The following is a 24,172-nucleotide window of genomic DNA, read 5'->3' on the forward strand; positions in this document are numbered from 1 at the left end:
AATTTGGCTTGCCCGCTGATTTGAAATTGAGTGTTCACTCAGGAAACGATAAATTATCAATCACCAGCACATCTTCTTCAAACTCTTTGGCAAATTGTTTCAAATCACCAACGTAGTCCACTCCTTTATTAAAGCGTCCGGTAAATTTTGGGGCAATGGTTTGTGCAGGCACGCCTTTGTCGGCCAACATTTTCAGAATAAAAAACAGGTCAACCGGTGTTTGCGGGCTTTCCACTTCATCCATCGATACTTCGGTAATAAAATTACCTTTCCCTTTTTTCTCAACCAGGTATTGATAGATGTTGGCTGCTTGCTCGGTTGCTGCTAAAAACTTAACGGCAATCTCAATCAGTAATTTGTCATCGACCGGGATTGGCTCCGCAATTCCTGGAATCTGAAGGGCGCCTTTGTATTTTTCGCACGATGCCAAAAAGCTTTCGATGGCTTCTTTGGAGCTCTCGTCTCCGATGAACGCTGCAACATCCAAAGTGAAAAAATCAGAAGACTCCACAAAAGGTGCTACCGTGGTCAGATTAATATGATCGGCATCAACAAAATACAGTTTGTCCCAACCCAATGCTTTTACTGCTGCATCGGCTTCGGTCCGGACATGCTCCGGCTTTGTTTTCACGATCCCATGTTCCCGATTCGACTTATTCCAGACTGGGCTGACATCGACTCCTGCTTTGTTCGCTTTAATAATTGCACGCAACTGGGCCTCCCCCTGATGGGAGAAACGGTCGCCTACTCCAAAACTATATTTGCTTAATTCCATGATAGATATTTTTTTAATTTTATGAATACATTTCAAATTAAGTTTGGACACGGCTGTTTCCGTGTTCGCACACGAAAGTAGAACATTTCTCATTCAAATCCATAGAAAAAATCAAATTTCGATCGAAAAATGTTATAGAATAGTTTTTTCCGTGTTCGCACACGAGTCTAAAAAAAATTCCATAGCTTTGTTGACCTGAGATTTGTTGAACTAAAATTAAGAAGCTATCAAACCCATAAGAAGAATACGAATTAAGGACATTGCTGAGAAAGCAAATGTCTCAATCGGCACCGTTGACCGGGTGATTCATAAACGTGGTGAGGTTTCGCCTGCCACGCGTGACAAGATCATGCAAATCATCGAGGAGCTCGATTATCAGCCCAATATTCTGGCCAGCACCTTGGCTTCAAAAAAAGTTTACTCGCTAGGCGTACTGATTCCCGAGCCTCAATCGGAAGAAGCCTACTGGAGCAAACCCTTGATCGGAATCAGACAGGCATTTGATGAGATTCAGCAATATGGCGTAGAAATAACAATCTACCAATTCAAACAAACGGATGCTTCTTTTTTCAAAGATAAAGCCACGGAACTGTTAGACCAACAGCACGATGGTGTTGTATTAGCACCCTTCTTTTCACGCGAATCCAAAGCCTTTATCAAGAAACTGGAAGAGCGCGAAATTCCGTTTGTGTTCATTGATTCGAACATCAATGATTGCAGCAGCAAAATCAGCTACATTGGTCAGAACTCATTTCAGAGCGGCAGGCTGGCTGCCAAGCTGCTTGACTTTTCGGTGCCCGCTGATGCTTCCGTTTTGGTCATTCATTTTGCCAAGGAGATGGACAACCAGAACCACTTGGTGCAGCGTGAGATGGGCTTTTACGATTATTTTAAACAAAAGGCAAACCCTTCAAAAAGAAACATTACGACCATCGAAATCAATGACCCCACCAGCGATGATTACTTTGCTCCGATTGAAGCCGGGATCAAGAAAGCCGGAAATGTCAAAGGAATTTTTGTAACCAATTCGCAAGTCTACAAAGTGGCCGAATATCTGGAAAAGCATAATATTCAAAACATTCGGCTCATTGGGCACGACCTGATTCCAACCAACCGGAATTATCTACGTAAAGATATTGTTGACTTTCTGATTTGTCAGCGTCCCGAAGAACAAGGGCACCAGTCCATTATTACCCTGTTTCAACATCTCATTCTGAAGAAAACAGTAGCTTTAGAAAACTACACATCAATTGATATTGTAACCAAAGAAAACCTGGATTTCTACCAGGAATTTAATACGAATAATTATGGAACCAATTAGTTTTAAAGATTTAAGCGGTAAAGTTTGTGTCATTACAGGCGGTGCCGGTGTTATCGGGCTGGAAATGGTGAAAGCCATGGCATCAGTCGGGGTTAAAATTGCGATTGCCGATATTCAGAAAGATCGGGCAGAACAAGTTGCAGCCGAAATCGCAGCCGAGTTTAACGCACAGGTGATCGGGGTTGAAGGGAATGTTCTGGACCGGGAATCGCTGGAAAAAGCCAATGAAGAAATTAAGGAAAAACTTGGTCCCGTTGAAATCCTAATCAATGGAGCCGGAGGCAACCATCCATCTGCTACAACCAAAGTAGAACAAATACTGGAAGAAAATCTCGACAATTTGGAAGATACCTTCTATGGACTTGAAATGGACGGATTCGACAAAGTTTTCGCCTTGAATTTCACCGGAACCCTACTTCCATCAATGGTGTTCACCAAAGACATGTTGAAAGCAAAAAAAGGCGTGGTCTTGAATATTTCGTCCATGAATTCGTACAAGCCCCTCACCAAGATTCCGGCCTATTCGGCTGCCAAAGCATCGGTTAATAATTTTACTGAGTGGCTTTCGGTGCATCTTGCAAAAACCGGAATTCGTGTTAACGCCATTGCTCCGGGCTTTTTCATTACCAACCAAAACCGCTTTTTGGTAACCGACGAAAAAACGGGAAACTTCTCCCCTCGCGGGCAAAAAATTGTGGATAACACACCCATGGGAAAATTTGGTGAACCCGAAGACTTGCAAGGAGCAACCTTGTTCCTGATCTCTGACATCTCCAGTTTCATCACGGGAATCGTACTTCCTGTTGATGGAGGATACAGCGCATTTGGAGGGGTGTAATTTAGTAATTGGTCACTAGTCATTGGTTATTTGTCGGCTCTAATCTTCCAATGACCAATCATCTAATGACTAATCATCTAACATCTAGTAATCTAATTATCAAAAATATGAGCTTCGAATTAAAGAAAAATTGCAAGTATTCCTTGTTGGTACCAACAAGCATGGGGGTACGTATTACCCCAATTAACGGACAACCAGTACACAGCAGCGACACATTTAAAATGCAGGCAACCAGTGCAGAAACCAATGTAGCCAGTATTTCGTCGTACCTTGGCCTTCCCGTAAAAGTGCTGACCACTTTTGTTAAAGGAAGCCCCATTGCACAATTCATAAAAAGCAACCTGAAAAGCCGCCACATGGATTACGAAGGTCCTGAAGTGGCTCAAGGCGATCCGTGGGGATACCGCCACCAGTTTAACATTGCCGACAGTGGCTACGGATCGCGTGGTCCCCGGGTACAAAACGACCGGGCTGGCGAAGTGGGCCGCACCTTGAATGTCAAGGATTTTGATCTGGAGCGTATTTTCGGAGAAGAAGGCGTACAGATCGTGCACCTCTCAGGACTGATTGCGGCTCTTTCGCCCGAAACCAGTACCTTCTGTCTCGAAATTGCCCGGGCAGCGAAAAAGCACGGCACACGGATTTCCTTCGATTTAAATTACCGGGCTTCCTTCTGGAAAGGCCGGGAGCAGGAGCTGCGTGACAACTTTACCGAGATTGCGTCCGTATCAGATATATTGATTGGTAACGAAGAAGATTTCCAACTTTGTCTGGGAATTAAAGGGCCCGAAGCCGGAGGCAAAGGCATTGAAGCCGAGATTGATGGCTTTAAAGGTATGATTGGCCGTGTGAAGGAAACCTTCCCCAACGCCTCTGTGTTTGCCACCACCTTGCGTGAGGTTGTCAGCGTGAATGAGCACCTGTGGGGCGCCATCATGCTTGAAGGCGAAAATAACTGGCAGGTCATTGAACCACGAACCATTAATGTTCTCGACCGCATCGGTGGCGGTGATGGTTTTGTTGGCGGATTATTATATGGAATATTGATAGGCTGGCCGCCTGAAAAATGGCCAAAATTTGGCTGGGCAACCGGCGCTATGGCAACAACTTTCCTGACTGACTATGCCCAACCAGCCGATGAAGACATGGTTTGGAGCATCTGGGAAGGAAATGCGAGGGTAAAACGATAAATTCATTGACCATTTTTCTATTTACCATTTACAATTTGTTCCAGTTATGAACGCTGATGATCTAAAAAAACGTTTGAAGGTTTTTGCCTTGCGAATCATTAAGCTGGCCGAGAGCTTGCCAAACGGCTTGACAGGTAAAACCCTTGCCAATCAAATTATCCGTTCAGGCACGTCTCCGGGCGCAAACTATCGGGCCGCCTGCTTAGGTAAGTCAGACAAAGATTTCCTGAACAAACTAAAAATGGTTGAAGAAGAACTCGATGAAACGCTTTACTGGCTGGAACTTATTGTTGAATCAGGTTTGGTTAAAGCAGAATTATTAAATGATTTGATGACTGAAAACCAGGAGTTATTTAAAATCATTGTGAGTTCAATTAATACGATGAAAAAGAAACTCGCTTCGAATAAGAATAATTCCACTAAATAGTAAATGGTCAATTTTAAAATTGTAAATCTATGTTATATTACGAAATAGGATCACCAGATATGGAATTAACAGCTGAAGACCTCAAAAAAGGCTTATATGCTGCTTTTGATCAGCTGAAAGGTATCAACAAGGTGCTGGCCATTCCGCCGGATTATACACGACTACCCAGCCGTTCGGGTGAGTTGACCGAATTCACCTGGCAGTACTATGGCGACAAGCTGACGGATGTGCTGCCCGCCTTGGGCACACACACGCCCATGACCGAAGAGCAAATTGCCCACATGTTTGGGACTTTGCCCAAATCACTGATCCGCGAGCACGACTGGCGGAACGATGTGGTCAACGTAGGCGAAGTCCCGGCCGAGTTTGTTAAGGAAGTATCTGAAGGTGCTGTAGAATTTCCCTGGCCGGCGCAAGTCAACAAGCTGTTGCTGTCGGGCAATTTCGACCTGATTTTATCCATTGGGCAGGTCGTTCCACACGAAGTGGTGGGTATGGCCAATTATAACAAAAACGTGTTTGTGGGAACAGGTGGCGTGGAAGGAATCAATAAAAGTCATTTTATTGGAGCAGCTTATGGCATGGAGCGAATGATGGGTCATGCCGACACCCCGGTTCGTAAGATTTTCAATTACGCATCGGATAATTTCACCAATCACATGCCTATTCTATATGTGCAAACCGTCGTTGGGCTCGACAAAACCGATGGCAAAGTAAAAGCCCGCGGACTATTTATCGGCGATGATTATGAAGTCTTTGACAAAGCCGCTAGACTTTCGCTCCAAGTTAATTTTGAAATGTTGGACAAACCGCTGAAGAAGGTTGTGGTTTGGCTCGACCCAACGGAATTTAAGTCAACCTGGCTGGGAAATAAATCGGTTTACCGCACCCGAATGGCTATTGACGACGGTGGTGAACTCATTGTCTTGGCACCAGCGCTAAAAGAATTTGGCGAGGACAAAGAGATTGACCGACTCATTCGGAAATACGGCTACTTTGGGACGCCAGCCACGCTGAAAGCCTGCGATGAAAACGAGGAACTGAGGCATAATTTAAGTGCTGCAGCTCACCTGATTCATGGTTCTTCCGAAGGCCGGTTCAGTATTACCTACTGTCCCGGGAAAAAACCTGGTAATCTGACTAAAGAAGAAATCGAAAGCGTTGGTTTTCACTATGCCGATATCGATGAAATCACAGCACGATACAATCCGAAAAAACTAAAAGATGGCTACAACACGCTGCCTAATGGTGAAGAAATTTTCTACATCTCGAACCCGGCGATTGGCTTGTGGGCTTTTAAAGAACGGTTTAAGTATTGACGCCCTTCAAAAAGCGCCCCAATCCCTCTGAAGGAGGGAAGAAAGAGGGCTGCAAGCCATGTGTCTGATATAAAAAAACAAGATGAAACTGCACGATCCTGCCCCCTCCCTTTTGAGAACCTGTCCCGGTTTATCGGGAGGCCGGTGGTGAGAACGTTTGGAATTTTGAACTTGAAACTTGGAATTTTCAATGAAACTTACAGAAGTTAATTGGGGCATCATTGGTTGTGGAGATGTAACCGAAGTGAAAAGCGGACCAGCTTTTCAAAAAACGGAACACTCCAGGCTGGTGGCGGTTATGCGTCGCAACAAAGAAAAAGCGGCCGACTATGCCAGACGGCACGGCGTGCCAAGGTGTTATCACGTGGCAGACGACCTGATCAACGATCCGGAAATCAACGCCATTTACATTGCCACGCCACCCGACACGCATGCCAAATACGCTATTCAGGCTATGCGGGCCGGAAAGCCAGCCTATGTGGAAAAACCCATGGCGCTGAACTATGCGGAATGCCGCGAAATGATTAAAGTGTCGAAAGAAACCGGGATGCCGCTTTTTGTAGCCTACTACCGGCGTACATTGCCAGCCTTCTTAAAAATGAAGGAACTTATTGACTCGGGCATTATTGGACAGCCGCTAAGTGTGGCAGTTACGCTCATCAAAAACGCCACTGAGCAAAAGCAAGATCCGGAAACAAATAACTGGCGGGTTGATCCGAAAGTTGCCGGAGGTGGTCACTTTTTCGATCTGGCCTCCCACCAGTTTGATTTCCTCGACTTCCTTTTTGGCCCGGTTACCGAAGTTCACGGCATTGCGGTCAACCAAGCTGGTTTGTACGAAGCTGAAGATACTGTAACCGGGACCTTCGCATTCGAAAACGGAGTGACTGGAACAGGCCATTGGTGTTTTGTTGCCGACGAATCGGCGACCAAAGACGATCTGGAAATCATTGGGACTAAGGGAAAACTGAATCTTCCGAGTTTTAGACATGAAGACTTGCTTTTAACGACCGATAAAGGAACCATCAGTTTTAGCTTTCAGAATCCTGAAAACATTTCGCATAACCTTGTCGAACAGGTTGTTCAAACCTTACGCGGAGAAGGAGAATGTGTTAGCACCGGCGAATCAGCCGCACGAACAAATGCAGTACTCGATGAAATGGTAAAGAACTATTACAAAGGCAGAAGTTCTGAAAACAAAAGGGAAAAAGGCAGCTGTCGATTCTAATAAATTTTGTATTCACAAGTCCAGCAAAGACTATTTTGTTTTAACAAGTTAAAATTCAATAAAAAACCACAATAGGCACATAGAACACAGAGAAAAAATGAAAAATCTATCATTGCGGGGCTACGTGGAGTTTTAAAAAAAATGAATAAATAAGTTCTTTAGAAAGTTGAAAATTGATGAATACCAAAGGAAAATACTCAGAACTGAAACAATCATCTATGTGACCTATGTGACTATGTGGTTGCTAAAAAGATTTGTGAAACAAACTCTTTTAACAAGTTAAAATTCAATGAAAACCACAGTAGGCACATAGAACACATAGGAAAAAGAAGAATGAGAAATAAGTTTCTTTAATAAGTAGAAATGGATGGAAAAACACGGTAGAAAAGTAGAACTGACACGACACAAAAATCTATGTGTACTATGTGACTATGTGGTTAAAAAAAAAGATTTGTGAAACAAATTCTTTTAACAAGTTAAAATTCAAGAAAACCACAGTAGACACATAGGACACATAAAAGCTGGAGCGTTGTAGTTTGAAAAAAGTTATGAAATAAGTTCATTTTTAAATTAAAATTCAATGAGGAGCCAAGGTAGACACATAGAACACAGAGATAGTCAAAATTATATCAATGATCTGACTTATCAAATATTGGGATGTGCCATCGAGGTTCATAAGGAGCTCGGCCCGGGATTACTGGAAAGTATCTATGAAAAATGTCTTACTCATTTGCTTATTGAAAATGGTTTTAGAGTAGAAAGACAAAAAACGATTCCTCTTAATTTTCGGGGACTTCATCTTGATTGTGAATTGCGTTTCGATTTGCTGGTAAATGATTTGATTATCGTCGAATTGAAAACCGTCGAGTTCTTTTCTGCTATCCATGAAGCTCAATTATTGACCTACTTGAAACTGTTAAAAAAACCAAAAGGACTTTTGATTAATTTCAATTGCACGAATATTTTTCAGGAAGGACAGCGGACGTTTGTGACTGAATATTACAGGAAGTTACCGAAGGAATAGATTCGTTTAACAAGTTAAAATTCAATGAAAAACCACAATAGGCACATAGAACACATAAAAAAATAAAACGATGCCAATTCAAAATAGAAAATGAGCCCTTTAAGGAAATGAAACCAGTAAAAAGAAAATAGAAGTGACAGAAAAACAAAAACCTATGAGACCTATGTGGTTGCTAAAAAGATTTGTGAAACAAACTCTTTTAACAAGTTAAAATTCAATGAAAACCACAGTAGGCACATAGAACACAGAGGAAAAAGATGAATGAGGAATAAGTTCCTTTAATAAGTAGAAATGGATGGAAAAACACGGTAGAAAAGTAGAACTGACACGACACAAAAATCTATGTGTACTATGTGACTATGTGGTTTCAAAAAAAGATTTGTGAAACAAACTCTTTTAACGAGTTAAAATTATGACAAAACAAAAACAATGAAGTTTATAATTGACGATAAAATACCATACATCAAGGGAGCGCTCGAACCTTTTGGTGAAGTAGTCTATTTGCCGGGATCGAAAACCACCCCGGAAGTGGTGAAAGACGCTGATGCCATTGTAACCCGCACCCGAACCATTTGCAACGAAGACCTGCTGAAAGATTCTTCTGTGAAGTTTATTGCTACAGCCACCATTGGCTACGACCACATCGACACCGACTACTGCAAACAAGCCGGAATTGAATGGACCAACGCCCCCGGCTGCAACAGCAAGTCGGTAGAGCAATATGTGCTTTCAGCGCTGTTTGTTCTGGCTGAAAAAAAAGGATTTGGATTAAAAGGAAAAACGATCGGCATTGTTGGCGTCGGACAGGTGGGTTCAAAAGTGGCCAAGGTTTGTGAATTGCTGGGCATGAATGTCTTGCTAAATGACCCGCCACGAGAACGGGCGGAAGGACCGGAACAGTTTGTCAGTTTTCAGCAAATTATTTCCAAGTCCGATATCATCACCTTTCATGTACCACTAACCATGCATGGCGAAGATGCAACCTTCCACATGGCCGACACCCTGTTTTTCAATGCGCTCGAGCGGCAACCAATCGTTCTCAACAGCTGCCGTGGCGAAGTCGTCGACACCTTTGCCGCAGAAACCGCGATTCAGCGAGGACAAATCTCGGGCTTGGTGCTGGATTGCTGGGAACGCGAACCGAATATTGACCGTAACCTGCTTCAGCTGGTTGATCTAGCGACACCACACATTGCAGGCTATTCGAAAGATGGTAAAGCCAACGGAACCACGATGAGCGTGCAGGCCATCAGCCGGTTTTTCAAACTGGGCATTGATGATTGGCAACCGCAAGGAATTGACCTGCCGAAGCAAACTATTCTGCATTTAAACGGTTTAAACCGCACAGAAGAAGAGATCATCCGTGAAGCCATTTTGTTCACTTACGACATTCGCCAAGATGATAAACGATTGCGGCAAAGTCCGGATCAATTCGAAAAATTGAGGGGTGATTATCCGGTAAGAAGAGAGTTTCCGGTTTTCACGATTCAATATGAAAATATTGCAAAAGAAACATTGGAGAAATTAAAGAAGTTAGGATTTAGAATAAAACAGTCAATCATGGTCATTGATAGTCATTGATGGCCATTCATTGTTAGTGACCCCTAGGACTAAATGACTATTGAATAAAAACAAAATAAGCAACAACAAATAACAACTATTTAAAAGAATAAAAAAAATGAAAAAATTAGCAGACATTGGTTTAATTGGGTTGGCCGTGATGGGCGAAAACCTGGTTTTAAACATGGAGAGCAAAGGCTACACAGTAGCCGTATTCAACCGTACCGTTGATAAAGTCGACAAGTTTGTAAACGGACGTGGAGCTGGTAAAAATTTCATCGGCGCACATTCAATCGAAGAACTTTGCGCCTCGCTTGAGAAGCCACGCAAAGTCATGATGCTCGTTAAAGCCGGTAAACCGGTCGATGATTTTATCGAATTAATTATTCCTCATTTGGAAAAAGGCGATATCATTATTGATGGCGGAAACTCACATTTTCCTGACACCATTCGCCGTACGAAATACGTGGAAAGCAAAGGCCTGCTTTACATTGGAACCGGTGTTTCGGGTGGTGAAGAAGGTGCGCTGAAAGGCCCTTCGATGATGCCAGGTGGATCGCCTGCTGCATGGCCGGCCGTGAAAGAGATTTTCCAAGCCGTTGCAGCCAAGGTGGAAGACGGCGAACCTTGTTGCGACTGGGTTGGCGAAGATGGCGCCGGGCATTTTGTAAAAATGGTTCACAATGGAATTGAGTACGGCGACATGCAAATTATTTGCGAAGCCTACCAACTGATGAAAGAAATGCTGGGCATGAGTGCAGACGAGATGCACGAAGTTTTCAAAGCATGGAACAACGATGTACTGGACTCCTACCTGATTGAGATTACCCGCGATATTCTTGGATTTAAGGACGAAGATGGCGAACCGCTGGTTGAAAAAATTCTGGACACTGCCGGACAAAAAGGCACCGGAAAATGGACGGGTGTTTCAGCCCTCGACCTTGGAATTCCATTGACCCTGATTGGCGAATCTGTTTTTGCCCGTTGCCTTTCGGCACAAAAAGACCTGCGCGTGGAAGCATCAAAAGTAATCAACGGGCCGGCTGCCCAATTTGAAGGCGACAAGGCTCAAATGATTGACGACTTGAAAAACGCTTTATTCGGAGCAAAAATCATTTCCTATGCCCAAGGTTATAACCTGATGATGGAAGCCGCTAAAGAATATGGATGGAACCTGAATTATGGCGGTATTGCCCTGATGTGGCGCGGCGGTTGTATTATCCGTTCCGTTTTCTTAGCCGATATCAAAACCGCATTCGACAAGAATCCAGACTTGGCAAACTTACTGCTTGATCCTTATTTTAAGGAAAAAGTAGAGGCAGCTCAAGTAGGCTGGCGACGTGTTTGTGCTACAGCCCTTTCCAATGGAATTCCGGTGCCCGCACTCACATCAGCCCTTTGCTATTTCGATGGGTTCCGCAGCGAACGTTTGCCAGCCAACTTGTTGCAGGCCCAGCGCGACTATTTCGGAGCACACACTTACGAACGCCTTGACAAACCACGCGGCCAGTTTTTCCACACCAACTGGACCGGCCGCGGCGGCGATACGGCTTCGTCAACTTACGAAGTATAAAAGCCTTTCGATCACGAAAGAGAAACAAAAAGAGCCAGCTTCTGCATTCCAGGAGCTGGCTCTTTGCTTTTCACCTGATCGGTCACCAGGAGCCCATACAAACGTTAAAATCCTCACTTGGAAATTCCCGACAACCCTTTAAAAGGTTTTTTGGGGTACATCCGAAAGCCCATGCAGGCCCACAAAGGTTTTTTTGGGTACATGGGAATTCCCATTCATGCAAAAAAAGATTTTTTTGGGTATCTGGGAAAACCCATGAAGGCGAAAAAACTTTTTTTTGGGTACCTGAGTGTTCCAATCTAGTCAAAAAACGCTTCTTGGGGGCTCATGCGAATTCCCGGCTGGTGCAAAAAACGTTTTTTTGGGCAGGTGGGAATTCCCAGGTCACGATTTTAAGCGTTGATACGGCTCATGGGGCTTTTCCAGCGGTTTTCTTTCTCTTCCGCGCTCCATTCAGTGATTTGGGGTTTGTATCTCGTGGCAAAAAAAATCCACCTGGTCCTTCAACTGCCCGTTCAGGATCACAACAGGTGGATTTTTCTTAAGATATTAAGATATCAAAAAGAACAAGCTAAGGTTTTGGTTCGTCAGCTTGCGGCTTGGAAGCCGACAGCTTTGGATACAGGCGTTCGGCATACTCTTTATCGAAATCGACAGCGGCCAAATGAAAATTATCGTTGTACTGCTTCACCAAAGCTGTCTTAGCAATATACAAGGCCGTTTTGGCATTGCCGTCGGCAATGGCAGCTTCGTCTTGTGAGACCAGTTTTTCGTTGTACCGGTCAACCGCAGCGTCTATTTCGGCTGCCAGCGGATAAAGCGTATGTTCGGCTCCCAGGGAAACGAGCTTAACCGACACTTCATGTGCTTTAGCGGGCGATTCGGCCATAGGCGCGGCAACCAGCGATGTAATATTTCCGTTGGGAAACAGAAATACCTGCGTGTTGCTTCCCAGGTGCTCATTGTCGTATTCTTTCGACCGCCCGTGTACTTTACGGATCACATCATCCAGAAAACGATCAGCCAGTCGGGTTGCATCCAATGCCGTATTTACCGCGCTCCGGGCCGCTTTCTTCACCTGCTTTTTAAGCAGAAATTCATCAAAAAAAGGAAGGATGAGTTGCTTGTACTTATCGCCTCCGGGGAGTTGATCACAAAGGCGCATGTGCCGTTCGGCAGCATCCTCTACTCTTGGATTAGAGTCATCATCAGTTAATCTAAACATGAGGTTAGTTTTTTTTTCGTTTAACAATTTTGGTTCAAGGTAAAAAATATTTTTTTTGAATTTATTGTATATCGGTCATTTTCTTTTTGTTTTTAAAATAAAAGCTCCGGTTCTTTGTAAAAATATCGTAGTTTTGCGCAATTTTTTAATCCAAAAGCTGATAGATTATGGCCAAGTACTCAAACGAAGTTTCCAGAACCTTTAGTGAATATCTGCTGATCCCCGGACTAACCGACAAAACATGTTTACCTGACAACGTCTCATTAAGAGCGCCTTTGGTAAGTTTTAAGAAGGGTGAAAAACCAAGTATGGAGCTGAATGTTCCGTTTGTTTCGGCCATCATGCAGTCTGTATCCGACGATAGCATGGCTATTGCCCTGGCACGCAACGGCGGACTTTCCTTTATTTTTGGTTCGCAACCGATCGACACCCAAGCCGAGATGGTTCGGAAAGTTAAAAAATTCAAGGCTGGATTTGTTGTCAGCGACTCGAACCTGACGCCTGAACATGCGCTGGCCGATGTGATTGAACTGATTGAAAAAACAGGACACTCCACCTTGGGAGTTACCGAAGATGGCTCGCCCAACGGAAAACTATTGGGCATTGTTACCGGACGCGATTTCCGCGTAAGCAGAGATCCATTGGATAAGAAGGTGAAAGATTTCATGACTCCCTTTGATAAGATGATTACCGGCCAGCTTGGAATGACACTCAACGAGGCCAACGATGTCATTTGGGATCATAAACTGAACAGCCTGCCGATCATTGATCAACATCAAAACCTGCAATATTTCGTTTTTCGAAAAGACTACGAAAGCCACAAAGAATACCCGAACGAATTGTCGGATGCCAACAAAAAGCTGATGGTTGGCGCCGGAATCAACAGTCGCGACTATAAAGAACGTGTGCCTGCTTTGGTGGCCGCTGGCGCCGATGTGCTTTGCGTAGATTCGTCTGACGGCTTTTCGGCCTGGCAACGCGAAACCATTGAGTATGTCAAAAAGGAATTCAATGGCGAGGTAAAAATTGGCGGCGGAAACGTCGTTGACAAAGACGGCTTTTTATACCTGGCCGAAGCCGGGGCTGATTTTATTAAAGTTGGAATCGGCGGCGGATCGATTTGCATTACCCGCGAGCAAAAAGGCATTGGCCGCGGACAGGCTACCTCCATCATCGAAGTGGCCCAAGCACGCGACGAGTACTTTGAGAAAACAGGAACGTACATCCCAATCTGCTCCGATGGTGGCATTGTGCAGGACTACCACATGGTGCTGGCCCTGGCCATGGGCGCCGACTTTTTGATGATGGGCCGCTATTTTGCCCGCTTTGACGAAAGCCCAACGCGCAAGCTGATGGTCAACAACCGCTACGTGAAAGAGTACTGGGGCGAAGGGTCGAACCGGGCACGCAACTGGCAACGTTACGACATGGGCGGAAGCACCGGGCTGAAGTTTGAAGAAGGCGTAGACAGCTATGTTCCGTACGCCGGAAAGCTGAAAGACAACCTCGACATTACCATCGGCAAAATGAAATCGACCATGTGCAGTTGTGGTTCCACTTCGATTCAGCAATTGAAAGAGGAAGCCAAAATCACATTGGTGTCAGCAACCAGCATTGTCGAAGGCGGTGCACACGACGTGATTTTGAAAGATGCCAACATGTAGGTCATACTAAAAAACGACATTAAAAATCCCGGCTCTCGAAGAGCTGGGATTTTTTTGTACTTTGAAACCCTAAAACGCGAAAACAGTTTGAGTTATACTTTCTTAAAGTATTCTTTTGCCGCGTTACAAATCGGACATTTATAATCGTCAGGCAAATCTTCGAACGGGGTTCCCGGAGGAATCCCCATACTTGGATCACCCACTTCGGGATCATAAGTATAGCCACAAATCAGGCAAACATGCGGTTCAGCCTCGGATTTGCTCTCTGCTTCGGCTGTATGCACTGATTCTGCTTTTTTTATTTCGGCTTCTTCCTTGTCTAAAGTGTCGCGTTCAATATAAGTTGGCGAATTTTTGGGTGAAAACATTTTATACTTCTCCCGATAAACCTTGTAAGTCAACGGCTCTTCGTCCAAAACCACATCGCTGTCCACCACCTCACCAATAATCAGCCAATGCGAGCCGACATCAACCATTTGACGAACTTCGCAATCCAGCCAGGCCACACATTCATCCAATACGATGGGCATGCCGGTTTTGGCTGCCTGCGTTTTTACATCCTGAAACTTATCCAGATCGGTGCCCGACATAAAGCCAAAGTTTCCGATCAATTTCACGTCTAAGTCCTGCTTCAGAATGGAAACCGAAAATGCACCGGCCTCACGAATCACATTGGTCGTCTGGTTATCTTTATGGCACGAAATGGCCACCTGTTCGGGAGAATTGGTCACCTGAAAAGCGGTATTGGCAATGTAACCCGATTTTTCCCCATTCAACTCGGTGGCTACAAGATACATACCGTATGACATCTTATGAAAAGCTTTGTACTTCATCCTGCTAAAATTTTATTCTCATACATTTATTATCAACAAAAACCGTTGCGATCGAAAGCGCAATTTCTGTTTAATTCATTTTGAGTGTCTAAATTTGGGGAATTTTGAAAGACTTTCACAAAAAATAACCCGTTAAATGAAACAGAAAGAGGTGAGAATGACCGAAACTCGGGCTGATATTCGAATATGCAGTCTTCCAACGCGCATGAAAAATTCACAAATCGGTTCGTTTCTGAGTTTGTTCATTTTTAATTCAGCCTTTTTTTCGCTTTTTTAGGAGCCTTGATTTTAAATCCCAAAAAGACAATTTTAAAACAACATGATAATGAGAAAAAGACTAAGTGCCATTGCCTTTTTTATTTTAATTGGCTCAGTTTACAGCTGGGCTTGTACCAATTTTCTGGTTACCAAAGGGGCGTCAGTTGACGGATCGACAATGATTACCTATGCCGCCGACTCACACAACCTATACGGCGAACTGTATTTTCAACCCGCTGCCGACCACCCCGACGGAGCGACCCGGGAAATTCATGAGTGGGACACCGGTAAGTTTCTGGGCGTGATCCCCGAAGTGGCACACACCTACAGTGTTGTTGGAAACATGAATGAATTTCAGTTGGCCATAGGCGAAACAACCTTTGGCGGACGCGAGGAACTTGGTAGCCAATCGGGTGCCATCATGGACTACGGAAGCTTAATGTACGTGGCACTTCAGCGTGCAAAAACGGCCCGCGAAGCCATCGAAGTCATGACCGATCTGGTTGAAAAATACGGCTACTACAGCTCTGGCGAATCGTTTTCAATTGCAGATCCAAATGAAGTTTGGATTCTGGAAATGATTGGCAAAGGCGAAGGAGAGAAAGGCGCGGTGTGGGTTGCTGTCCGCGTTCCCGACGGTTACATCAGCGGTCACGCCAACCAGGCCCGGATTACCACCTTCCCACTCAACGACTCACAAAATTGCATGTACTCGAAAGATGTCATTTCTTTTGCCCGCGAAAAAGGTTGGTATGAAGGAATCAACAAGGACTTTAGTTTTTCCGATGTCTATGCACCGGTTGATTTTGGAGGTGCCCGTTTTTGCGAAGCGCGCGTGTGGGCCGGATTTAACAAAGTTGCCGATGGCATGGATCAATATATCAACTATGCCAAAGGCCTGGTTGAATACGACACAACAAACAATTTTGCCACCAACCGTATGCCGCTGTGGATTAAGCCCGACAAAAAGCTTTCGGTTAAAGATGTGATGGAAATGATGCGCGACCACTTTGAAGGTACCGAACTGGATATGACCCAAGATCTTGGAGCAGGTCCACACAGATTGCCTTACCGTTGGAGAGGATTGACTTGGGAAGTTGATTCGGTTGAATACTGTAACGAACGGGCTATTTCAACTCAGCAAACCGGCTTTTCATTCGTTTCGCAAAGCCGCTCGTGGCTACCCGATGTCATTGGCGGGATTCTTTGGTTTGGTGTTGATGATACTTACAGCACCTGCTATGCACCCATGTATTGCGGGATTACCGAAATTCCTGAATGCTTTGCCGTTGGCAATGGCGACCTGCTGAATTATTCCGAAACCTCAGCTTTTTGGATTTTCAATACCGTGACCAATTTTGCCTACCTACGTTACGATGCCATGATTGAACACATCCGCGAGCGTCAGGCCGAAATTGAAGGCAAGTTTATTGCTTTCACACCGGCCATTGATCAGGCAGCCAAACTACTGCACGAAAAGCAAGGCCCGGCCAAAGCCCGCGAGTTTCTAACCCAATACTCCGTGAATGAAGCCAATAATATGACGGATGACTGGAAAGAATTGTCGCACTACCTCATTGTCAAATACATGGACGGCAATGTGAAAAAAGAAGAAAACGGCCAATTTCTGAGAAACGAATATGGGCTGCCAGCGTCACCGGATTTTCCGGGCTACCCTGAATGGTGGTACGAGGCCATCATCAAAAGCACCGGCGATCACTTCAAAGTAATTGAAGGTGCTACACACTAAAAATAAAACATAAATGTTTTGTAAGACCGCAAATATTGCTAATTTTGCGCCAAATTATGCAATCTCTTACACTGAAGCTGTGTAACATTGCCCTAAAAATTTATAACGATGGATTTAATTAAAGTAGCCGAAAAAGCTTTTGAGGTTGAAAACAACCTACCAAAATTTAGCGCAGGTGATACCATCACGGTACACTACAAAATTAAGGAAGGAAACAAAGAACGGATTCAGGACTTCCGCGGTGTAGTGATCCAGGTGAAAGGTGCCGGAACAAACAAGACTTTTACTGTTCGCAAAATGTCTGGAAATATTGGAGTAGAGCGTATTTTCCCAATGACTTCGCCTTTTATTGACGGAATTGACATTAACAAAACAGGTAGTGTGCGTCGTGCACGTATTTTTTACCAACGTCAGCGTACTGGTAAAAAAGCAAGAATCAAAGAAAAAAGATTCTAAGATTAGAACTCACGATATTAAAAGGCCTTCAAACGAGGGCCTTTTTTCATTTCCCCTCCAGATATCTCTCCTATACAAACCGCTTTAAAATTGTTTTTTACATAAGGTATTTCCTGGGAAAGCCCATCTACAGTTGTTGCCATTACTCCACGCCGATCCATCATGAAGGTTGGCTGTCGAGCCAGCTGAAAGCTTTCTCGCGGCTCATGAAATATTGCACAACCGAGTGCGGATTCTCCATCGACATACGAGCAGCTTCAATCGTAGCATGCACAAAAAGATTGTGTGGAACCACCAATCCGATTTTTTTCACAGGCAAGTTTTTGAACCGCTGAAATAGCGTATTTTCATACCACCGGATGTGATCACCCGAGGTGTAGTAAGTACAAGCCGACAAATCGGCCAGCAGATAAGAAGGCTTGTGCTCCGCTACTGCCCGTTCAATTTGCTTCCGTTCTTCCTTCAAATCTACCTCCATCAAATTACCACATGATTCGGAAAACCAAACGGCCAGCACCGAATTCTCCGGGTAAAAAACGACCAATAAGTTTGGGGTGCTGAATTGTTTTTCCATTGCTGTCATTGTTTGTCAATTTTAAGTGTTATCATCTTTACAAATACTATAAAGCACCAAACATCGGGCCGATTCACCCAAAAAACCGCATCAATTCATCCGCGATAGAAATGATGCTTTTACTGATAAAAATCACAGCATATCAGCCCGCACTCCGCTTAATTTGTGAAAAAAAAGAAAGCGATGGCATTCCTTCAAAAAGAAAAATTGTTTACCCTTCGGTGGTTCAAAGAGTATAGCTTCATCACCATTGGCGCGTTCATTTTGGCCATGGGTTTCGTTTATTTTATTTCGCCTCACAAAATTGTTCCTGGCGGTGTTTATGGAATTGCCATTGTCGTGCACTACCTGACGGAAGGAGTTTTCGAGTTTTGGCCCGATGGAATCCCAATTGGCTTGTTTGGTTTGGTGCTAAACATTCCGCTAACCATTGCCGGCATAAAAATTCTGGGACCGCGCTTTGGTGTAAAAACGGTTGTCGGCTTCGTCCTTTCCTCGGTTTTTATGGATTTGATAACCTATCTGCGGGTAGATGGAAGTGCACCTTTGGTTGAAGACGTGTTGCTTTCATGCGTATTTGGAGGCGTGCTGATTGGCTTCGGACTCGGACTAATTTTCAAATCGCGCGCGACCTCTGGCGGCTCCGATATTATCGCCATGATTATTGCCAAATACACTGGCTTGCAGTTGGGGCAACTGCTGATCTATGTTGATTCGGTCATCGTATTACTCGGGCTGGCGGCCTTTGGCGATTGGCAAATCCCCCTTTATTCCTGGCTGGTTATCTACATTACCGGTCGTGCCATCGACATCACCATTGAAGGATCAAACTACAACAAAGCGCTGCTGATCATTTCAAACAAACACGAAGAAATCAAACATAAAATCTTGGTTGATCTGGAGCGCGGAGGCACTTATTTTAAAGGAACCGGCATGTACAGTGGTGAGGAAAAAGAAATCATTTACACCGTTGTAAGCCGGCGCGAAGTGGCCATCTTGGAGCAATACATCAGTCAAATCGACCCCGATGCTTTCATTACCGTCATGGATACCAGTGAAATACTCGGCGAAGGATTTCAAAACCTGAAAATGAAAATCGACTCCTAACGATCATTTATTTCTTCAGGACTCAGGAATTTAGCGGCAATTTCGTAATTTAGAAGGCCAAAAATCATTCGAATTATTACTGCCATGAAAGCTTTTTTCCTGATCTTTTCGATGTCGCTTTTTGCAACTTTTTCCAATGCGCAATCGGTGGGACTCGTTCTGAGCGGCGGCGGAGCTAAAGGATTGGCACACATTGGCATCATCCGTGCCCTCGAAGAGCATAACATCCCAATCGACTACATTTCCGGCACCTCAATGGGAGCCATTGTCGGGGGTCTTTACGCTGCCGGCTACACGCCCGACCAAATGGAAGAACTATTCTTGTCAGACCAATTTAAGTTTTGGGCTACCGGCAAGATACAGGAAGAATATCGCTACTATTTCAGAAAGCTGGAGCAAACGCCAGCATGGCTAAACCTTGACCTGCGAAAAACTGAAGATCGGTTGCGGATCATGTTGCCAACCAACATCATTCCCGAAGAACAAATCGACTTCGCCTTTATGGAATTGTTTTCATCAACCAATGCCGTATGTGGTAATAATTTCGACAATTTGATGGTTCCTTTTCTATGTATTGCCACCGATGTTTACGAAAACAAGGAAGTGGAACTTCGAAGTGGCGATTTAGGCGAAGCCATTCGTGCGTCCATGACTTTCCCCTTGTATTTTAAGCCAATTTCAATTGATGGTGCCTTGGTCTTTGATGGTGGCATCGTCAATAATTTTCCGGTGAAAAATACGATTGAAGCCTTCAAACCCGACATCGTGATCGGACACAAGGTTGCCAACAACTCCAAGCGTGCAGACGAAGATGACGTGATGGCCCAATTGGAAAACATGATCATGCAAAAAACCGATTATGAGGTTCCATCGGATAAAGGAATTTTGTTGGAAACCTCGTTTTTCAATGTCAGCTTGCTCGATTTCAACAAAGTACTGTCGCTCGAGGATGCAGGCTATCAAACGGGTCTGGAACAAATGGACAGCATTAAAATGCTGATTAGCCGGCGGGTAAGCCAGCAGGAAATGGATGCAAAAAGGCATGGGTTTAATATCCGGAAACCAGAACTCTTGTTTCAAAATATTCAGGTTGAAGGTGTTACCGATGCCATGCAGCGCAAGTACATTATTCAAAGTGTAAAGCACAAAACGGATGTCATTGACTTGAGTCAACTACGCAAAGAATACTTCAAGCTGGTGGCCGATCCGCAACTCCGATCCGTACGTCCGGTATCTTACTACAACAGGGAAACCGGCTATTTCGACCTTCACTTGAAGGTACGAAAAGATAAAGCCATGGAAATAAAGTTTGGTGGCAATGTTTCAACCAAGCCCATCAACCAGGGTTTTTTAAGCCTCGACTACCTGTTTTTTGACAACCGGGCCTACACGCTCAGCACCAACATCTATTTCGGGCGTTTTTACAGCTCAATCAATGCAGGCGGGCGAATTGATTTTCCAACCAATCTGCCGTTTTATGTTTCGGGCTATCTCACCCTGAATCGTTGGGACTTTTTCACCTCCAGCAACGAGTTTTTCTTCGAAGATGTTAGCTCGCCTTTTATCATTCAAGATGAGTCGAATGTCCGTTTTGAGCTAGGCTTCCCCGTAAAAACCCACGGAAAAATTACCCTTGGAACAAGCTTTTCGTCGGCCATGGATTCTTACTACTTCAACGAATCAATCAAACGCGATGATAATGCGGAAGAAACCCGCTTTGATGCCTTTTCAAGCAAAATAAGCATTGAACGCAACTCGCAAAATTTTAAGCAGTATGCAACTGAGGGTGTTTCATCTGAACTCAGTTTCATTTATACTTATGGGGATGAAAAACACCAGCCCGGATCAAACTCACCGCTTAACAGGCCTTTTTCCGGCTCTCATAAGTTTTTCACTTTGAAAGGAAAATACGACAACCACTTCCCCATCACCCGGCACTCGACCCTTGGTTTGACGCTGGAAGGCGTTTACAGCAATAAAAAACTACTGAACAACTATACGGCCACCTTGCTGCGCGCCAACACCTTTGCGCCAACACCTTTCAGTCAAACCATGTTTCTTGAAAATTACCGGGCCAACAAGTACCTCGCTTCAGGCTTAAAATCCATTGTCGAGCTCAGCGATCAGTTTCATTTAAGAATGGAGGGCTACGCTTTTGTCCCGGTTACAAGTATTAACCGAGGCGATAACTACCAGGCAGTGAACCATCCGGACAACTATTCCGACTTAAAATTGATGGGACTGGGCGGATTGGTTTACCATACCGGACTCGGGCCGTTGAGTTTTACGGTCAATTATTTTGAAAAGGAAAACACCAAATTTTACGTGGTACTAAGCTTTGGCTATGTTTTGTTTAACAAACGTGGTTATTAACTTCGAACATCAACTAAGACACGCGTTTCTGATAAAACCGAATCCAATCAACTTCAAAGTGATGTGGTAAGGCGTTGCTTTCGTGAATGACGAGTGACGCCAGGTTGATAAACATGGGATAATCGGGCACCTTGTTGTTCGTCGAAAAAAGCTCCTTATCGTTTACTTTCCAGCTAATCTTGCCTTTGTCCCATTCCAGGCTGAAAATATAAAGCTTACCAGCCGACAAACCAGCTAAAGAAAAAGCGTCTTGATGTACTTTTCCGCTTTCGGTTTTACTAAGTCCGAACTGCGTTTTTGCACCGCCTTCAAACAAGTTAACACGCAAGGAGTTATCTTCTCCTGCCAGATAAAACACATCCTGAAAACTCTTGTCCGGGTTGTATTTTATTTTTGCTTCCAAAATGCCGTACTGCGATTCGAACAGCCCGCCCGTTGTCAGCGTATCGGAAGAATACTGCATTTCATTCTCAACAAATCCAAAAACCGGATTCCAAACCAGCGTGGTTTGCTTTTCCTTTTTCACTTCAATCTGCAATCGCGATCCTTTCAGATGTGTGTTTTTTCCTTCGCTAAAAGCCTGCAAATCACCCGCCGGCGAAAAATTCTTTCCAACAGTTTTATCTGCCCAGTAGTTTATTGGTCTCCATTTCGAACTGTCCAACATGCCCGCTTCAAACCGATCTTCAAATACGATTTTCCATTGCTTTTGAAAATCCAGCGCATTGGAGTTCTGATATTTCAGATAAAGCGAAATTTCAGCAGTATTTTTTAGTTCAAGGTATCTTTTTTCGGCTTCAAACTCGGGCGTTTTCTCCCACTTCTTCGGATCTTCCAGATAAGACTTTTTGTCTTTAAATCCTTCTGATTCAACGGCTTCCTTCAATTCTTCAAAACTTCGCTTTTCTTCGGAGTTTTGCATTTTTAGGTAATTTTTAAAAGCTGCCGATTTGGGATACTGGTGATAAAAACGAACGGATTCAGATGCCTTTAGCCGTTTGAATTCGGCTTGCGTCTCCTTGGCCTTTTCATCGGATTTATTCAATCCCTCCTGAATCAATTTTTCCAACTCAAAATATCGATCCAGCTCATTTCCTTCCTTGAGGGTTTCGTAACGTTTCAAATCTGCCGAGCTGGCCGTTTGATAATATTTTTGCAGCTTTTTATTTCGTTTGAGCTTTTCAAACTGCTTCAGTTGGCGCTCTTCTGCGCTTCCTTTAAACTTCAAAGCGGCCAGTTCGGCCTTGTGCTTTTTAAACGATTCGGAAGTCACCTGCTGTTCCAAATTCAAAAATTCCTTCAGTTCAGCCGACTGCTCAACTTTTGAAAATACTTGATAATCATTCCAAAGGGATTCTTTCTCAGACTCGATTTTTGACGTGGCTTTAATACCACCAAAGGCATTTAGCAGAAACAGTTTTAGAGACATGTTAAGCGTTTTTCTTCGGGTTTATGCGATTTAAAAATAACAATAAAAAAGTTAGTTGATAACATTTTTTAGCTTCTGTCAGAAAAATATTAATTTCATCACGTCAAACCTACAATTCTGTCCTTATGAAAAGGAATACATTCGTTACGTTTTTCTTATTATTCTTATGTTTTCTTGCTCATTTGCCAGCAGCGGCTCAAGACTATTTCAAGAATGGTGGTGAACCCGGAAAAACCTACATACTCATAACCCACCCTACCGTTGAAAACATCAAAACCATGAAATACCTCATCGACAACAATATTTTTTTTGTTGGTGAGACCGAAATTGTTGGCATTTATTACAGTTTTGAGAGTTACAACTACAATCAATCCATCGACTATATTCGTGACAATGAGCTCAGCCGCTTTCACCTGCAACACCTGACAGGCATGCTGCGGCCCGACAATATTTTCACTGAAAATGATTTTTCGGCCAATTTCGAAATTCTTTTCCAGCAAACCCTGGGGATCTTCTTTTTTGGAGGGCCTGATATTCAGCCGGAACTATATGGCGAGGAAAATCAATACGCCGTGGTGACCGATCCATACCGGCACTTGTTCGAAATTTCGCTGCTATTTCATCTGCTGGGCGGCCCGCAAAACCCTGATTTTGTCCCTTTGCTCGAAAGCAACCCCAAATATTTTATTGCCGGATTTTGCCTGGGCATGCAAAGTATGAATGTAGCCACCGGAGGAAGCCTGGTACAGGACATCCCCTCGGAAATTTATGGTATCGATGATCCGGCGGAAATTGTGCAACTCGACAAAGACCAAATTCACCGCAATTACTGGCAGGAAATTTTTGAAAGCGATCAATTGATGACCTCAAACTTTCATCAGTTAGAGCTGGTTGAAAACGGCTTTTTCAGAAATGATGTAAAATGGCGTCCAGCGATTTCGCCGCCAGTGCTAAGCTCACATCACCAGGCTATCGAGAATTTGAACGATTGCTGGGAGATCACAGCCTGGTCAATGGACAAGAAAGTCATTGAAGGTATTCGCCATAAAAAGTATCCCAATGTTTTTGCGGTTCAGTTTCATCCGGAAGCCCCGGCATTGTACGAAGCTGGCGACTTGTTGATCTTCTCGCCTTCGGATCAGCCAAAAACCTATTTCGACCGGATTGGCGAAGATGGCCAGAAATTTCACAGGCGATTGTGGCGCTACATATCGCGATCCATTCAATAAGTGCGAATCCGGTTTATTC

The 24,172-nt window shown here is 44.1% G+C and carries 20 protein-coding genes; 15 read left to right on the top strand and 5 right to left on the bottom strand.

Translation table 11 applies throughout. The features are described from left to right. Positions 1-34 precede the first annotated feature (34 nt). A complete protein-coding gene (locus NC99_RS03270) occupies positions 35-868 on the bottom strand; it encodes a tagaturonate epimerase family protein (protein ID WP_082326279.1) in 834 nt (277 codons plus the stop codon). 166 nt (positions 869-1,034) lie between these two features. Here NC99_RS03270 and NC99_RS03275 point away from each other — a divergent pair, with 166 nt between their 5' ends. The 9 genes from NC99_RS03275 (at position 1,035) to gnd (ending at position 11,255) form a co-directional block, all read left to right on the top strand. Next, complete coding sequence (locus NC99_RS03275; RefSeq protein WP_262509299.1) at positions 1,035-2,096, top strand: LacI family DNA-binding transcriptional regulator; 1,062 nt, start codon at positions 1,035-1,037, stop codon at positions 2,094-2,096. Next, positions 2,083-2,934: an SDR family oxidoreductase gene (locus tag NC99_RS03280; protein WP_053179829.1), complete on the top strand. Its 852-nt coding sequence runs from the start codon at positions 2,083-2,085 to the stop codon at positions 2,932-2,934. Before NC99_RS03275 ends, NC99_RS03280 begins: the two co-directional genes overlap by 14 nt. A gap of 107 nt (positions 2,935-3,041) precedes the next feature. Next, on the top strand, positions 3,042-4,124 hold the full coding sequence (locus tag NC99_RS03285) for a PfkB family carbohydrate kinase (protein WP_053179831.1): 1,083 nt from the start codon (positions 3,042-3,044) through the stop codon (positions 4,122-4,124). A gap of 46 nt (positions 4,125-4,170) precedes the next feature. Then, positions 4,171-4,551 (top strand): four helix bundle protein, encoded by a 381-nt coding sequence (locus tag NC99_RS03290; protein WP_053179833.1) that lies wholly within the window; start codon positions 4,171-4,173, stop codon positions 4,549-4,551. Between the two features lie 29 nt (positions 4,552-4,580). Next, on the top strand, positions 4,581-5,870 hold the full coding sequence (locus NC99_RS03295) for a lactate racemase domain-containing protein (protein ID WP_053179835.1): 1,290 nt from the start codon (positions 4,581-4,583) through the stop codon (positions 5,868-5,870). A 190-nt stretch (positions 5,871-6,060) separates the two neighbouring features. Further along, on the top strand, positions 6,061-7,098 hold the full coding sequence (locus tag NC99_RS03300) for a Gfo/Idh/MocA family protein (protein ID WP_053179837.1): 1,038 nt from the start codon (positions 6,061-6,063) through the stop codon (positions 7,096-7,098). 580 nt (positions 7,099-7,678) lie between these two features. After that, positions 7,679-8,122, top strand: coding sequence for a GxxExxY protein (locus tag NC99_RS03305; protein WP_053179839.1), 444 nt, complete (start codon positions 7,679-7,681; stop codon positions 8,120-8,122). A 429-nt stretch (positions 8,123-8,551) separates the two neighbouring features. Next, positions 8,552-9,703: a 4-phosphoerythronate dehydrogenase PdxB gene (pdxB, locus tag NC99_RS03310; RefSeq protein ID WP_053179841.1), complete on the top strand. Its 1,152-nt coding sequence runs from the start codon at positions 8,552-8,554 to the stop codon at positions 9,701-9,703. A gap of 97 nt (positions 9,704-9,800) precedes the next feature. After that, positions 9,801-11,255, top strand: a complete 1,455-nt coding sequence (gene gnd, locus NC99_RS03315; RefSeq protein WP_053179843.1) for a decarboxylating NADP(+)-dependent phosphogluconate dehydrogenase — start codon at positions 9,801-9,803, stop codon at positions 11,253-11,255. A gap of 571 nt (positions 11,256-11,826) precedes the next feature. Here the strand turns inward: gnd and NC99_RS03325 are convergent. Next, on the bottom strand, positions 11,827-12,480 hold the full coding sequence (locus NC99_RS03325; RefSeq protein ID WP_157624406.1) for a hypothetical protein: 654 nt from the start codon (positions 12,478-12,480) through the stop codon (positions 11,827-11,829). A gap of 167 nt (positions 12,481-12,647) precedes the next feature. Here NC99_RS03325 and NC99_RS03330 point away from each other — a divergent pair, with 167 nt between their 5' ends. Further along, on the top strand, positions 12,648-14,144 hold the full coding sequence (locus NC99_RS03330; protein WP_053179850.1) for an IMP dehydrogenase: 1,497 nt from the start codon (positions 12,648-12,650) through the stop codon (positions 14,142-14,144). A 92-nt stretch (positions 14,145-14,236) separates the two neighbouring features. Here the strand turns inward: NC99_RS03330 and NC99_RS03335 are convergent, their stop codons facing one another. Further along, positions 14,237-14,977: a flavin reductase gene (locus NC99_RS03335; RefSeq protein WP_053179852.1), complete on the bottom strand. Its 741-nt coding sequence runs from the start codon at positions 14,975-14,977 to the stop codon at positions 14,237-14,239. Positions 14,978-15,302: 325 nt separating this feature from the next. Here NC99_RS03335 and NC99_RS03340 point away from each other — a divergent pair, with 325 nt between their 5' ends. Next, positions 15,303-16,985: a dipeptidase gene (locus tag NC99_RS03340; RefSeq protein WP_053179854.1), complete on the top strand. Its 1,683-nt coding sequence runs from the start codon at positions 15,303-15,305 to the stop codon at positions 16,983-16,985. Positions 16,986-17,093: 108 nt separating this feature from the next. Beyond that, positions 17,094-17,441, top strand: a complete 348-nt coding sequence (rplS, locus tag NC99_RS03345; protein WP_053179856.1) for a 50S ribosomal protein L19 — start codon at positions 17,094-17,096, stop codon at positions 17,439-17,441. Between the two features lie 160 nt (positions 17,442-17,601). Here rplS and NC99_RS03350 read toward each other — a convergent pair whose 3' ends face one another. Next, positions 17,602-18,024, bottom strand: coding sequence for a hypothetical protein (locus tag NC99_RS03350; RefSeq protein WP_053179859.1), 423 nt, complete (start codon positions 18,022-18,024; stop codon positions 17,602-17,604). 174 nt (positions 18,025-18,198) lie between these two features. Here NC99_RS03350 and NC99_RS03355 point away from each other — a divergent pair, with 174 nt between their 5' ends. Beyond that, positions 18,199-19,122, top strand: a complete 924-nt coding sequence (locus NC99_RS03355) for a YitT family protein (protein WP_053179861.1) — start codon at positions 18,199-18,201, stop codon at positions 19,120-19,122. Positions 19,123-19,206: 84 nt separating this feature from the next. Further along, positions 19,207-21,495, top strand: a complete 2,289-nt coding sequence (locus tag NC99_RS03360; RefSeq protein WP_053179863.1) for a patatin-like phospholipase family protein — start codon at positions 19,207-19,209, stop codon at positions 21,493-21,495. A gap of 13 nt (positions 21,496-21,508) precedes the next feature. Here NC99_RS03360 and NC99_RS03365 read toward each other — a convergent pair whose 3' ends face one another. Next, positions 21,509-22,924 carry a glycoside hydrolase family 16 protein gene (locus tag NC99_RS03365; RefSeq protein ID WP_053179865.1) on the bottom strand — a complete coding sequence of 472 codons (1,416 nt, stop codon included), beginning with the start codon at positions 22,922-22,924 and terminating at the stop codon, positions 21,509-21,511. Between the two features lie 125 nt (positions 22,925-23,049). On the opposite strand from NC99_RS03365, the gene NC99_RS03370 reads away from it, so the two are divergent. Further along, on the top strand, positions 23,050-24,153 hold the full coding sequence (locus NC99_RS03370) for a gamma-glutamyl-gamma-aminobutyrate hydrolase family protein (protein WP_082326281.1): 1,104 nt from the start codon (positions 23,050-23,052) through the stop codon (positions 24,151-24,153). Positions 24,154-24,172: the final 19 nt, after the last annotated feature.

It is taken from the genome of Sunxiuqinia dokdonensis (genome assembly GCF_001270965.1).
Classification (GTDB): domain Bacteria; phylum Bacteroidota; class Bacteroidia; order Bacteroidales; family Prolixibacteraceae; genus Sunxiuqinia; species Sunxiuqinia dokdonensis.